This is a genomic window from Marinitoga sp. 1138 (genome assembly GCF_013363265.1).
Taxonomy (GTDB): Bacteria; Thermotogota; Thermotogae; order Petrotogales; family Petrotogaceae; genus Marinitoga; species Marinitoga piezophila.
Genome location: NZ_LBFA01000020.1, coordinates 26,154 through 40,151, shown reverse-complemented (window position 1 = coordinate 40,151; position 13,998 = coordinate 26,154). Strand labels below are relative to the sequence as shown.

Genomic DNA, 13,998 nt, shown 5'->3' with positions numbered 1-13,998 from the left:
ATATAAAAACGCTAAAAACTTCCCCATTCTATAAAATTTAGAGAATGGGGAGTATTTGTTTCTATAATATTATTCTTCCATTTTTTCTTTTAATTTCTTTGCAATGAATGTTGCAACATGAGCTCCTTTTGTTCCTCTTCCAAATCCTGCGTCCATTCCATTTTCCTTTGCTAAATCGTCATTTAGCTGTGTTCCTCCAACTATTAATAACAATTTATCCCTTACACCTTTTTCTATTGCTAATTGATGCAATTTTTTCATGTTTTCAACATGTACATCATTATGTGTAACAATCATTGAAGCAAGTACAGCCTGTGCGCCAAATTCAATTGCAGCATCTATTAATTTTTCTGGTGGAACACTTGTTCCAAGATATTCATATTTTATACCGTATTTTTCTATACCGCCATGTTTAATATCGAGAATTTCCCTGATACCAACATTGTGTTCATCATTACCAACTGTACCAGCTACAACCTTTACCTTGTTTTTAGCAAAGAATTCAAATAATTCATCATCTGACATTACTTCTGCTTTTTTAGGCAATACAAGTTCGTCCTTCTTAATAGCAAATGGTACTTTTGCCTTTAACTCAAGATATGTTCCTTCTGTTGGGTGAAGAACTGTTTTTGCAATAACCTGTGCGTCTTCAAGTCCCATTCTCTTACAAATTTCAAGAGCGGCTGCTTCTGCATATTCTGGTGATTCAGGAATTGTCATATCAAGCTGAATGTAACCGTCATAACTCCATTCTACTTCTGGTTTGATTAAGTTATTTTCTCTGTATTCCCTTATTTTTTCAAGTCTCTTATATACATTATCCTCTTCATCTAGTTCGTCTATGTATTGAATTTTATCAGGATTACATAATGTACATCCACCAATTAAGTCACATGGCTTTTCAAGACCTTCTGGAAGGTTGTTATAACCAAAGTGGTGACATACAGGTGCCATGTAATCTTTATCTCTTGGAACAACAGAACCTGCTCCAATTCCTCCATCTTTCTTTCTTACAATACCGTCGCCCATTCTTTCTGGATATTCGCCATTGTCAACGAACATTCCATTTTCAACAGCTTCAAAGTATCCGCCCATTTCAATTATTTCTTCGAGCATTAATATAGCTCTCATCTTTAATTCTCTAACTTTGTCTCTTACATTATCCCAGTTAATCTGAACCATTTCTTTAATGCCGTCTAAAGCAATTAATGTGTGTTTTGCAGTTTCTACGCCACGGATAGAGTTAATGTGCCATGGAACGTTTCTTCCTTCATCTGGTGTAATTGTTGATTGTATATCTGCCTTTGTTAATCTGGAAATTAATGTATCCAATACGTGTATTCTTGTTGCGTCAAAGAGGTCGGATTCTATATATCTTGTATTCATTTGTGCCCTGAATTTATAATCTTTGAATAATTCCCTTATTGTTATTGCATATACGAAGTTTAATCTAAATTCTGGTGTTGGTGAAACTATTGGTGGAACTGTGGATAAAGCAATATTTTCTTTTTTCATTCCAGCCTTTACTGAGTATAATGAGTTAATTGCATGTTGTACCAACAATTCTGGCATAACCTTCCATGCAAATTTTGCTGATGCATTTGCATTGTGAGCTCCGTCAATTTGAAGCATATCAACCGATGCCATAATCTTTTTTGCAACAGCAGCATCAACAAATGATCTGATCATATTAATGCCTCTGTATAATACGTTGTATTGTGGATCCTGATGAGCTCCGTTTACACCTTCTTCAGCAAATAATACAGCAACTTCCGGACCTGCAACACCAGAAACATAACTGTGGAAGTTTATAGGTCTACCCACTTCTTCTTCTATTAAGTCAAGAGCCTTTCTTGAAGCTCTTAATTGCTTTCTTGTAATTGGTATACCACCAATACCCTCTGGTGTTCCTTCAATTAAACCGTCCATATGACTTTGACCTAATGTTCTAATAACCATAATATGGTCTGCACCATGCCATGCGGCCATTCTCATTCTTCTTATATCTTCTTCAAATCTACCTGAAGCAATTTCTGATGTAATTACTTCCTGTGGTTGTGGATCAATATTGTTGAAATAATGTGCTGCTGGTAATGCAACAAAGTTTTTTAGAGGTTCGCTTACTTCATAATATTCAAATTCTCCTATTTTGGTTCTTGGAGGTAATTTTTTTCTCCATGTCCAACCTTTTCTTTTTGGTCTGTATTTATCTAAATCCTTTAAGATTTCTTCTACATTTAATTTTTTGTTAGGCTCTAATTTCATCATTTATCGCCTCCATGAATAAAAATTCTATCCACATCGTCCCAGTATTTTCCTGCAATTAAATCTCTTCCTGCCTGTATGTAATCAATATTATGTTCTTTTGCTATTGTATATACAATATTTCCAGCACCTTTACCGAGTATATTCTTTTCAAAGAATTTATCAACTAATGCTTTTGCTTCCATGCTGTTGAATCCCATTCTCAATAATACAGATCTTTCAACAGATGGTGATGTATGTGTTGAAGCTAATTCAATTAGAGGATCTACTACTTTTTCAACAAGATCCCAGAAATATTTATCTAATTCCTCATCGGACATATTCATTAAATGTTTTGCTCTTTCTTCAAAATCTGATTTTCTTGGTTCCATTAGCTCAATACCTCCTTAATAAGGTTTTTCACTTCTTCTGTAGAAATTCTCAAATCTTCTGCAATAAATTCAATTTCCTTTTCTGTAAATTCTGTTTTTCCAAATCTCTTTTTTAATTCTTTTATATATGATTTTCTCATTTTTTCTATTGGATATTTTATTACCTTTAATTTTGATGGATGATCAGGCAATACTATGTTTTTACCTGGTTTATCCTCTTCAATTGGATCTCCAAATTTTATTTCAATACCATTTTCCTTTGCAAATGTAAGCTGTGCTGAAGGCAATTTACCTGCACCTGTATATTCTGTTTCGTTTACAACAATTATCTGGTCTTCTTCCATTTCCATTGCCAATGCAAATGCAGCAGCTAATGATGTGTTCCCGGCAGGTCCTCTCTGCATACCTTCTATATTTGCAAGCATTTCTGTAATATAGAAGACTTCACCCTGAGTTACAAGCACATATTCATCCATATATCTCAAAGGTCTTGCGGCATTTCTTGGAACATCTGATCTATCCGGAAATGTTGCAAATGGTATTCCAAATCCTGTATGACCTGTTGTAAATGATTTTTTGTTAAAGTCTGTATCTGATGCCATATGCAATCCATGAAGATCCACACTGGCACCTATAATTTTTGTATTAACAGCACCAGCTTTTTTCAATCCTCTGGCTGTTCCTGTTACATTACCACCACCGGCATGAGTAATAACAACAGCATCAGGATACTTTCCAAATTGATTCATTGATTGTTCTGCTATTTCATATCCCAATGTTTCAACACCAGCTATACCAAATGGTGTATAAAGTGAAGCATTAAAATACCCCGTTTCTTCAAGGAGAACGAGGAAATAGTAAAAGAGTTCGGGTCCAACACTTAATTGCACAACTTCTGCACCATATGCTTCACATGCTCTTGCTTTTTCAAGGATTTCTGGTTGTCCAATTCCTCTGCTGTCAAAACATTCTTGAACAATTATTGATTTTAATCCTCTTTTTGAAGCCTGAGATGCAACTGCTGCACCATAATTACCGCTTGTAGCAGCCATTACTCCTTTGTATCCCATAACTTTTGCTCTGTATGCACTAACAGATGCTCTTCTGTCTTTAAACGAGCCTGATGGATTTGTTGCTTCATCCTTTACAAATATTCTTGCACCTTTTCCTTTAGGAGCTATTTGTTTTATTAATTTATTTATATTCTTTAATTCTACAAGAGGTGTGTTTCCAACACCTGTTTCAAGCTGTATTTTTCTTATTTCTTCAATTGAATATCCAGCATCTTTCATCATTGCTTCATAATCAAAGGCTATTCCCTCTATTTCGTATTTTGTATAATCTACTCCTACTGATTGTTTCATTATTTCATTTTTTCTTGCCATTACTGCATCATAACTCATATCTCTCATTGCTGATCACCTTCGATCATATTTCTTAATTGCTTTCCCACTTCTAAAAGTTCTTTTACAGGTTTTCCAAAGTTGTGTTTATATTCAGGATATATTTCTTCCAATTTCCCTTCAACTTCTCTTCCAACTGGCGTTTCTATCTTTACAATATCTCCAATATTAGCTTCATCATTTAACAGAAAACCTTTTATTCTAATTTCCAGAGGAACACGTTTTGTGTCCTCTGGAAGATTAGCAGCTCTTTGCTGTGGATTTAATCCTACAAAATATATTTGAACCCAATCGCCTTTTCTGGCTATCATTGTATCAACTCCTTATGAGCTTATATTGTAAGATCACCTATTAATGATCTTGGAACTGGTAAATCTGCCATTGATAATAATCCTGATTCTGCTTCAATTACTGAAGGAATCATATTTGTAGCAACAGCAATTGTTCCTTTTCCACCAGGTATTTCTGGTTTTATTGCTAAGTTAAGGTTAGGATCTCCTATAATTTCAATATAATCTCCTGTATCTACATTTTCCAATTCAGGTCTTACCTGTTGTGGATGTTTTAATTCAATAACGAGTTTATCTCCCATATATGCTCTTGCAACATGATTACATCCTGCAACCATTCCTGGTTCAACCTTTACATATTTTGTTTCCCTTAAAACATTTGAAATTATTGGTTCTCTTGTCTGTTCAATTTTGTCTATATTCCAACCTAAGGCGTCTGCAATCATATAAATTGATTGTTCAAAACCAATATGTCCTACGATTTTTCCTGATTTTAAACCTTCTTCGAATTCTTCAACTGTTGTTCCAACACCCTGAGTTTCCATAACTGTTGGACCAAATGGTGATAAATCATTAATTCTTGCAGCCTTTATTTGTTCAACATTTAATGCTGCACCTGACAATGCAAGAATTAATGTATCAAGAACAAAACCAGGATTTATACCTGTTCCTAAAACAGAAACTCCATATCTTCTTGCAAGACTATCCATTTCTTCTGCTTCTTCTGGATGTGTATAGAATGGATATGCCATTTCTTCTGCAATTGTAATTACATTAATATGTCTTTTTACAGCAGTTATGATATGTTCTTTCACAACTTTAACAAATGAGTTTGTAGCAATTACAACTAAATCTGGATTTGTTTCATCTAACATTTTTTCTGGTGTGTCATAAACAGGCATATTGATATTTCCAATTCCCAATAATTCTCCTACATCTTTTCCAACATATCTTGTGTCATGAACACCTACCAATTCCAATTCATACTTTGATAAAATATTTTTTGCAATTCCGCTACCCATAGCGCCAAATCCCCATAAAGCTACTCTATACATGTTTTAGGCCTCCCTTTAAAATTTTTATGAATAATTTCTCAACAAAACCTTTACATATTAATTTTATGAAATTTCTTTCATATAGTCAAATTCGCATACTCAAACATACTCACTCATACTCAAGCATACTCTATATTTTTACTAATGATAGAATTTATTCAATAAATTTGACGATTTTTAAGCAAATTTGGAAATATGTACTATAAAATAAAGAAATCTCTCGAAAATTCGAGAGATTTCTTTATTTTAAAAACTTTATTATTTCATTTTTTAGCTGTCCAATACCTTCTCCTGTTTTGGATGAAACAGGGAAGTATATATAATCCCCATATTTTGACAAATGGGATTTTATAAGGTTTAACTGTTTTACTCTTTCGTTTTTCTTTAATTTATCCAGTTTTGTTAAAACAATCATAAATGGAATTTCGAGTTCCTTTAACCATTGTATCATTTCTATATCTTTTTTTTGCGGTTCATGTCTATGATCAATTAGAAGGAATACCATTTGTAATGAATATCTGTTTTTAAAGTAATCCTCCATTAAATCTGCCCATTTTTTCTTTTCGGATTTTGAAACGTTAGCAAATCCATATCCCGGTAAATCTACAAGATAGCCTTTATTATCAACATTATAGAAATTTATGGATCTTGTTTTACCAGGATTGGAACTGATTTTTGCAATTTTAATTCCAAATAATTTATTTAATAAACTGGATTTTCCAACATTTGAACGTCCGGCAAAGGCTATTTCCGCATTTAATATTGGTGGATAATCACCTTTTGTATATGCTGTTTTTACCAGCTCAATTTTTTTAAACATTTCTATCCCTCCATTAAGGCTATTTTTAACACCTCATTTATATTCTCTACTTTATAAACTTTGAGTTTTTCTAATATTTCTTCTGGAATTTTTTCCAGATCCTTTTCATTATGCTTTGGAATTATTATGTTTGTAATTCCACTTCTATATGCAGATAAAAGCTTTTCTTTTATTCCACCAACTGGTAATACCTTTCCCATTAAGGTAATTTCGCCTGTCATAGCAACATCATTTCTAATAGGTATATTTAGAATAGAGGATATTATAGAAGTTGTTAAAGTTACCCCGGCTGATGGACCATCCTTTGGAACTGCTCCTTCTGGAACATGTATATGAAAATCACATTTCTCAAATTTTTCCAATAAACTTTCATCTTTTTTTTCTATGATTTTTTTAGACAACGTCAAAGCTATTTGTGCAGATTCTTTCATTACATCTCCAAGTTTTCCTGTTATTATTAACTTTCCCTTTCCTGATGTAATTAATGTTTCTACCTGTAAAATTTCTCCTCCATATGCTGTCCATGCCATACCTGTTGCTACACCAACTTCTGGTTTTTCAAGTTTATCTGATCTGAAATATGGAGGTGTTCCCAATAACTCTTTGACATTATTTATTTTTACATGAACACTTTTTTCACCTTCTGCTAATTTTAAGGCTACTTTTCTCATTAGTTTTGCCAATATTCTTTCAAGGGAACGAACCCCAGATTCTCTTGTGTATTCTGAAATTATTTTTTGTAAAGCACCTTTTGTTATTTTTATCTGAGTTTTTTCTATTCCATGTTCTTTAAGTAGCTTTGGAATAATATAATCTTTGGCGATATAATATTTTTCTGCATCTGTATATCCTGGAATCTGTATAATTTCCATTCTATCTCTTAAAGCACCTGGTATAGTATGTAATACATTTGCAGTTGTAATAAATATTATTTCAGAAAGATCAAAGGGTATTTCAAGATAATGATCTACAAAAGCATTATTTTGTTCCGGATCAAGTACTTCTAATAAAGCAGAAGCTGGATCTCCCTGATATGAGATTCCCATTTTGTCTATTTCATCAAGTACTATTACTGGATTTTTTACACCAAGTTTTTTTATTAATTGTATTATTCTTCCCGGCATAGCTCCAACATATGTTCTTCTGTGACCTCTAATTTCAGCTTCATCTCTCATTCCACCAAGCGAAATTCTTCCAAATTTTCTTCCCAAAGCTTCCGCTACAGATTTACCTAATGAGGTCTTTCCAACACCAGGAGCCCCAACAAAACATAATATTGGAGAACGTGGTTTTTTTGATAATTTTCTAACTGCTAAAAATTCCAAAATTCTCTCTTTTGGCTCTTTAAGGCCATAATGATTTTTGTTTAATAATTTTTCTGCTTCTTTTATGTTTAATCTATCTCTCGTTTTCTGTTCCCAGGGCAATTCCAGCAACCAATCTATATATGTTCTTGAAACATTAGCTTCAGGCGAAAATGGTGACATTTTCTCTAACCTTGAGAGCTCGTATTCCGCTTTTTCTTTTACATATTCAGGTGCTTTTAATTTTTTTATCTTTTCTTTTAATAATGTAAATTCATTTTCCGCTTCACCGGTTAATTCTTCCTGTATTACTTTAAGTTTTTCTCTTAAATAAAATTCCTTCTGACCTTTTTCTATTTTCTCACGCACTTTACTTTCAATTGTTTCTTCTATTTCCAGTAATTCAACTTCCTGAGTTAAAATTTCAAGTATCATTTCAAGCCTTTTTTTAGGATGTAACTCTTCAAGAATTTCCTGTTTTTCAGTATGTTCTATTGGCAATACAGAAGCTACTAAGTCACTTATTACTTCTGGATCCTCTGTTTCTTCTATAATCATTATAGCTTCCTGTGGAAATTTCTTTGTATGACTGATATACTTTTCAAATAATGATTTTACTCTTCTAACAAGAGCTTCTAAAACCTTTGTTTTTTTATATGAAACATTTAGTGGTTTAATTTTACATTTTATTACTTCATCAAATTCTGTAAATTCCTTTATTTCTGCTCTTTTAAGTCCTTCAACAAGAACTTTATATTCTCCTTCAGGTCCCCTAATTATTTGAACAACTTTTCCTATAGTACCTATTCTATAAAAATCATCTATTGTTGGCTCTTCTAATTCTATATTTTTTTGAGAAACAAAGAACATTAAATTGTTATACTTTTCAAGCGATTCTTCCAGAGCAGCTATTGATTTTTTTCTTCCTATTATCATTGGTATTATTGAGTTTGGAAATACAACAAATTTAGCCCTGGTAGGGATCAGAGGCAGTTCTTCAGGAAATGTTTCGCTTAATGTCTTGTCTATAAATTTATCTATAGCACTTTTTTCTGCCATATGCTCAACCTCCATTATTATTGTAATTTTAACAATCCTATCAATATTTTAATCATTTATTATGGTAAAATAAAAACAGAAATGCATAAAATATTTTAACACATATTAATGTAATTTATAGGTATTATAGGTAAAGATAAAGAAAAAATAAATAGAAGCGTTTATTAAAAAACATAAAGGTGGGAATATAGTGACTCAAATGGTTCAGTTGTTTGGTCTTAGATTGTTATCGGGGAAAAAAGAAGATATGTGGAATTTTATAAAGCATAAAATGGAAACAGATGAAAAGGTCTGGATAGTGACCTTAAATGCTCTTATGTTTCTTGAATATTTCAAAAATAATGAATATAAGTATGAATTGCAAAATTCAACCATTTCTATTCCTGACGGCATAGGTGTTGTAAAATATCTTGAAAAATGGGGATATCATACAGAGCGCTGTCCAGGAATTGATACAATGCTTAAAATCTGCGAATGGCAAAAACATAACATATTTTTACTTGGTTCAGAGCCAGGGATAGCTGAAAAGGCAAAGGAAAACCTTGAAAAAAGATTTGAAAATATTTCTATTGTTGGAACACATCACGGATATTTTAAAGATAATGAAACAGAAGATATTATCGATATGATTAATAATAGTGGTGCCGAGGTTTTATTTGTTGGTATGGGTGTTCCAAAACAGGAAGAATTTATATATAAGAACTTACATAGATTAAATGTTAAATTAGCAATGGGTGTAGGCGGTAGTATAGATGTAATTTCCGGAAAGGTTTCAAGAGCTCCAAGATTTTTCCAATTATTCGGTCTTGAATGGTTATATAGAATGATAAGAGAACCAAAGAGATTTAAAAAGTTTCCAGATTTAATGTATTTTTATTTTAAAATTTATCGTTCAAAAGAGGTTCCTGTAAATTTAGAGGTTATAAATTTATAATAAAAGGGCATGCGATTTGCATGCCCTTTTATTATTTATATTTTAAATTTTTTAATAAGTTCCATCAATGATTGCGATAATTTATTACTTTCTTCTGCTGCTTCATTTACCTGTCTTGAACTTTCTGTTTGTTGTTCAATCGCGGAAACCATATGTTTTACCTGCTGAGAAATTTCATCTATAACTCCAGAAATTCTATCCATAGCAGCAGCCATTTCTTCTGTTGATGCGCTCTGTTCTTCTGCTCCCGAGGATAATTCATGAACTTTCATATTTATATCTTCAACCTTTTCATGAATTGCTTTAAATTGTTCAAAAACATTTTCGGATTCAATATCAATATCTTTAATTACCTTTGCTATATCGTTCATAGCTTCATTTGCATCCTGAGCTCCTTCTTTTACTGATATAAGTATCTTTGCAATTTCTTCAGTTGCAGATTTACTCTGTTCTGCCAATTTTCTAATTTCATCTGCAACTACCGCAAATCCTTTTCCAGCCTCACCAGCTCTTGCAGCTTCTATTGCAGCATTTAATGCCAATAGATTTGTCTGTTCTGTAATTTTTGTTATTGTTTCTACAATATTTCCAATATTTTGAGCTTTTTCAGACAAAGCCTGTACTTTTTCCTGTGTAACTTTCGATTCTTCAACTGCTTTTTCTACTATTTCTACAATTTTTTCTACAGATTTTTCACCATTTTTAGCTGCTTCTGATGTTTCAGTAGCTTTAAACGCTAACTCTTCTGCACTTTGCGAAATTAAATGAGCTGAATCCGCGATTTCTTCAACACCTGATGATACTTCTTCAACAGACGCTGATGCATCATCTGTGTTACTTTCAATTATTCTGGATTGAGACTGTAAATCTTCAGAAATAGCATTTTGTTCTTCGGAAACTGAAGCCAAAGCGTCAGCTGATAAAGCCAATTTATTGGATGATTCAGATATTAATTGCATGGATTTTCTTAAATCTTTTGCCATTACTGCAAGAGAATTTGCCATCTGTGCAATTTCATCTTTTCCACTTAAAGAGAAGTCTACTGTTAAATCACCTTTACCAAATGCCTTTATCTTTTTCATAAGGATATTTATTCTTTTTGAGATATTTGAGCTTATAATAAGTCCAAGTAATATTGAAACTATCACACCTGCAATTATCCCTGTAAGAACCATAAACAATGCTTTTTGTGATTTAGAAAGAGCATCTTCGCCTTTTTTCTCCGCTTCTGCTTTATTATATTCAACTATTTTCTTTAATACTGCTGTGGATTCTTCAAACAACGGTAAATCTACATTTAAACTTTGATATGCCATTTGATCTTTTAACTTTAAAGCCTCATCTGAAATATTATTAATTGTATCAAAAACATCAAATATTTTATCTAAATATGGCATTAAAGCATTATTATATATTTTCTGCATCATTTGTGTTTTACTACTATCCTGCTTTTTTAAAAATCTGTTTATTGTACTTGCAGTTTTTAATAATCCAGAATTGTATTTTTTCATATCTTTAAACATATCTGCAAGATAATCATTTTCTGTCTGGTAACTATCAAGCCATCTTCCAAATGGGTTTTTGTGGGGATTTAATTCTTCATTAAATGGTTCATTTTCAAGTATGGATTTCTCCAGCATCCAGGCAAAGCGATATAAATCTGCTTCATATGTTTTTATATCTAACTTTAATGATTTTGGATCCAATATTTTGGTTTCATCTAATTTTTTTGATAATGCCATGAAATTTGCATGTTCTATTTTCCAATTTTGTAATTTCTTTTTATATTCTACCCAATATTTTTTTTCCTGATCTGTCAATTTTATCTGTTCATATTCACTAATTAATCTGTCTATTTCCTTCCATGTTTTAGAAATTTTTTCATATTCTGCTGTTCTTAATTTTTGATCAGTAAATCCCAATAAAGCCATTTCTGATCTTTCAATTTCGGTTTGCAATTGATAAATTGACATAATCTTTTGTACTTTTGGAAGATTTTCGCTTGCAATTTCAATTACAGAAGTTTTTATATCGTTTGTAGAGTATATTCCAAGAACACCAATTATAACAGAAATAATCACAATAAGGAAAAAATCAAGTAAAATACGTTGTTTTAAATTCATCATATCACCTCTTTATAAAATTTTCTTTGGTAATTAATTATACTCTTTTTAGTTTAAATTTTAAAGTGTGAAAATTAAGATTAATATTGAATTAATACTCATTTTTTACATACAGGATAATATATTAATTATTTTTGAGGATTCTTATTTTTAGGAAAAAAATTTTTTCCAAAGAATGATATATTGAAAGAATTTCCATGGAGGGATCCGTATGAAATTAAAAAACATATATCTTCTTGTTTTTATATTTATTCTACTTTTTTCAGGGTGTACTAAACCTGCAAAATCAAAATTCGAAGTTAATGTGGAAATATCATATAGTAGCGAGAGTGTTTCTGTTATTAACAAGAGTGTTTCAGAAGCAAATGAATCTATCACTCTTAAAATTTCTTCTCCACTGGCAGATATTGGAAGTGCGACATTAAAAATTGAAGATATGAATAATACATCAAACATAAAATCAGTAAATATGACTGCTGTCGATCAATATACATATACTGCTTCTTTTAAAATTAATGAAGCAGGAAAATATAAGATTACAGGAATATTTTTGTTGGGTGGAGATACGTATGAAAGCAATAATTCATTAATTTTGAACATTTATGACTACCAAAAAGAACTAAACCCAAATTTGAAATTTAAAAATATTAAAACCAACGAAATTATTGATAGCACTGAATTATATGATCCATATAGATACTATACAGCTCTGGTTTCATTTGACAACAATCTATTATATAATAGCGATTTTACATATAAAATATACTTCGATTCTAATTTAATTGAAAGTGGCAGTTTAAAAAACAAAACCTTTGAATCAACTCCTATGTTTTTTGAAAATAAAAAACACACTATTAGCGTTGAAGTTTATGATACACAAAATAACGGTTTTGGAAGAACAACCGTTGAGGTTAACCCTAAAAATATAGATACTACTTTTAATTTTTCCTTTGAATTACATAAAGATTCTTTTAACGGAGACTTAGTTTCAAAAAATAGCACATTAACCACCAATGAACCGTTATATGCATTAATAAACTTAAATGAAAAATATGATTTACCAGCTTCGTATACATATAAGATTTCAACAGAAGATACAACTATTGAATCAACAATGTTAGCAGAAAAAAGTTTTAAGTATGGTCCATTTTATCTTAAAGACGGAGATATTAATCTGAATATTTCAGTAATAAATGAAGTTACGGAATATTCTACAGAAATTATTTATCCTTTAAAGGTTAAGCAATTTGATGAGTTTGATGCAACTCTTGAAATATATAAAAAGGATTATATGAATAAAAATATTTTAATTACTGATGATACTACATTAACAACCAGGGATCCTATATTTTTTAAAATAAGAGTAAATAAAAATTATGATTTTTCAAATGATTTGAAATACCAGATTATATTAAAAAAAGACGGAAAAGATTACAAAGAACCTATAGAATTAACCTCCAATGCAACAGAATTAGAAACAAATACCATGTTTTTTGAAAAAGGAAGCTATGAATTGGATTTAACCATTATAAAAGAAGATACAAAATATACCAAAAAATATTATAAGTATTTTAGAATTTCTGAAGTTATAAATAATTTTGAACTTGAATATACTTTAGAACAGAAAAAAAGTGATGGCTCAATTATTTCGTATTTTATGCCAGAAGAAATAAACGTTGTCCCTCTGTCAGATAAGTTAAACGAATTCAATATTAAATTTAATTTAAAAACAGCTTATACATACCCAGCTACATATGTATATACATTTTCAGTAAATGGAAAAGATGAATATGTGTCTGAACCTATACAAACAAGAACCAATACAGTTTTTACTTCTTATAAATTCCCATCTGGTCATAACTTAGTGGAAATTTCTGTTAAAGATGTTGATAATAATTTTGAAGTAAAAAAGTATTTCGAAGTTCTTGTAAAAGAGGATCAACCACCAGATTTATATAGAGTTACCCTGGACAATCAACTTGTTTATTCTTATGATCCTGAGAATAATATATCAACAATAAATAATATAATCATCTCAACGCCAACAACAAATCCAATAATAAATATAGAATTTATAGATGAATCATTTATTAAAACAAGAAGTTCTTTAACTATTTCTGTAAAGGTTTATGAAACAAATAAAAATTATCAGTTTTCATTATTAAAGGATAATCTTCCAGAAGGTAAAAAAGTAGGTTTTTATGGTGTTTTAGAAGGAATAACTCTTGATTCAACCCAAACCTGGGAAATAAAAATTGATTCTTCCCAGATTGTTGATGAATTTGATAATTCTAAAGCTGATAAATATGACAGTGAGCCATATTCTGTAATATTCAAAACAAAATAAATATTATAATCAATTATAAAAACATGG

Annotated in this window: 10 protein-coding genes; 2 read left to right on the top strand and 8 right to left on the bottom strand. The window is 30.9% G+C overall.

The features are described 5' to 3' along the window. Positions 1-69: 69 nt before the first annotated feature. The 7 genes from oraE to lon form a co-directional block, all read right to left on the bottom strand. Positions 70-2,265: a D-ornithine 4,5-aminomutase subunit OraE gene (gene oraE, locus XO11_RS07480; protein WP_041639013.1), complete on the bottom strand. Its 2,196-nt coding sequence runs from the start codon at positions 2,263-2,265 to the stop codon at positions 70-72. Further along, a complete protein-coding gene (locus tag XO11_RS07475; RefSeq protein ID WP_014297001.1) occupies positions 2,265-2,636 on the bottom strand; it encodes an ornithine aminomutase subunit alpha in 372 nt (123 codons plus the stop codon). Before XO11_RS07475 ends, oraE begins: the two co-directional genes overlap by 1 nt. Beyond that, a complete protein-coding gene (ortB, locus tag XO11_RS07470; protein ID WP_014297000.1) occupies positions 2,636-4,048 on the bottom strand; it encodes a 2-amino-4-oxopentanoate thiolase subunit OrtB in 1,413 nt (470 codons plus the stop codon). The genes XO11_RS07475 and ortB overlap by 1 nt, the downstream gene beginning before the upstream one ends. Then, positions 4,045-4,350: a 2-amino-4-oxopentanoate thiolase subunit OrtA gene (ortA, locus tag XO11_RS07465; RefSeq protein ID WP_014296999.1), complete on the bottom strand. Its 306-nt coding sequence runs from the start codon at positions 4,348-4,350 to the stop codon at positions 4,045-4,047. The genes ortB and ortA overlap by 4 nt, the downstream gene beginning before the upstream one ends. A 20-nt stretch (positions 4,351-4,370) precedes the next feature. Then, entirely contained in the window at positions 4,371-5,384 is a 1,014-nt protein-coding gene (gene ord, locus XO11_RS07460) for a 2,4-diaminopentanoate dehydrogenase (RefSeq protein ID WP_175418444.1), read from the bottom strand. Between the two features lie 241 nt (positions 5,385-5,625). Continuing rightward, on the bottom strand, positions 5,626-6,204 hold the full coding sequence (gene yihA, locus XO11_RS07455; protein WP_014296997.1) for a ribosome biogenesis GTP-binding protein YihA/YsxC: 579 nt from the start codon (positions 6,202-6,204) through the stop codon (positions 5,626-5,628). Between the two features lie 2 nt (positions 6,205-6,206). Beyond that, positions 6,207-8,567: an endopeptidase La gene (gene lon, locus XO11_RS07450; RefSeq protein WP_175418443.1), complete on the bottom strand. Its 2,361-nt coding sequence runs from the start codon at positions 8,565-8,567 to the stop codon at positions 6,207-6,209. 199 nt (positions 8,568-8,766) lie between these two features. Here lon and XO11_RS07445 point away from each other — a divergent pair, with 199 nt between their 5' ends. Continuing rightward, entirely contained in the window at positions 8,767-9,501 is a 735-nt protein-coding gene (locus XO11_RS07445) for a WecB/TagA/CpsF family glycosyltransferase (protein WP_041639012.1), read from the top strand. Between the two features lie 35 nt (positions 9,502-9,536). On the opposite strand, the gene XO11_RS07440 is transcribed toward XO11_RS07445, so the two are convergent. Further along, the gene (locus tag XO11_RS07440) at positions 9,537-11,624 is read right to left on the bottom strand and encodes a methyl-accepting chemotaxis protein (protein WP_175418442.1); all 2,088 of its coding nucleotides are present in this window, start codon (positions 11,622-11,624) and stop codon (positions 9,537-9,539) included. A gap of 211 nt (positions 11,625-11,835) precedes the next feature. Here XO11_RS07440 and XO11_RS07435 point away from each other — a divergent pair, with 211 nt between their 5' ends. Then, the gene (locus XO11_RS07435) at positions 11,836-13,971 is read left to right on the top strand and encodes a hypothetical protein (RefSeq protein ID WP_175418441.1); all 2,136 of its coding nucleotides are present in this window, start codon (positions 11,836-11,838) and stop codon (positions 13,969-13,971) included. Positions 13,972-13,998 lie beyond the last annotated feature (27 nt).

Bases quoted from the DNA above. Each gene is read 5' to 3' on its own strand.
- ortB (WP_014297000.1), bottom strand. From the start codon at position 4,048: ATGAGAGATATGAGTTATGATGCAGTAATGGCAAGAAAAAATGAAATA.
- ord (WP_175418444.1), bottom strand. From the start codon at position 5,384: ATGTATAGAGTAGCTTTATGGGGATTTGGCGCTATGGGTAGCGGAATT.
- lon (WP_175418443.1), bottom strand. From the start codon at position 8,567: ATGGCAGAAAAAAGTGCTATAGATAAATTTATAGACAAGACATTAAGC.
- XO11_RS07435 (WP_175418441.1), top strand. From the start codon at position 11,836: ATGAAATTAAAAAACATATATCTTCTTGTTTTTATATTTATTCTACTT.
- XO11_RS07445 (WP_041639012.1), top strand. From the start codon at position 8,767: ATGGTTCAGTTGTTTGGTCTTAGATTGTTATCGGGGAAAAAAGAAGAT.
- XO11_RS07475 (WP_014297001.1), bottom strand. From the start codon at position 2,636: ATGGAACCAAGAAAATCAGATTTTGAAGAAAGAGCAAAACATTTAATG.
- ortA (WP_014296999.1), bottom strand. From the start codon at position 4,350: ATGATAGCCAGAAAAGGCGATTGGGTTCAAATATATTTTGTAGGATTA.
- XO11_RS07440 (WP_175418442.1), bottom strand. From the start codon at position 11,624: ATGAATTTAAAACAACGTATTTTACTTGATTTTTTCCTTATTGTGATT.
- yihA (WP_014296997.1), bottom strand. From the start codon at position 6,204: ATGTTTAAAAAAATTGAGCTGGTAAAAACAGCATATACAAAAGGTGAT.
- oraE (WP_041639013.1), bottom strand. From the start codon at position 2,265: ATGAAATTAGAGCCTAACAAAAAATTAAATGTAGAAGAAATCTTAAAG.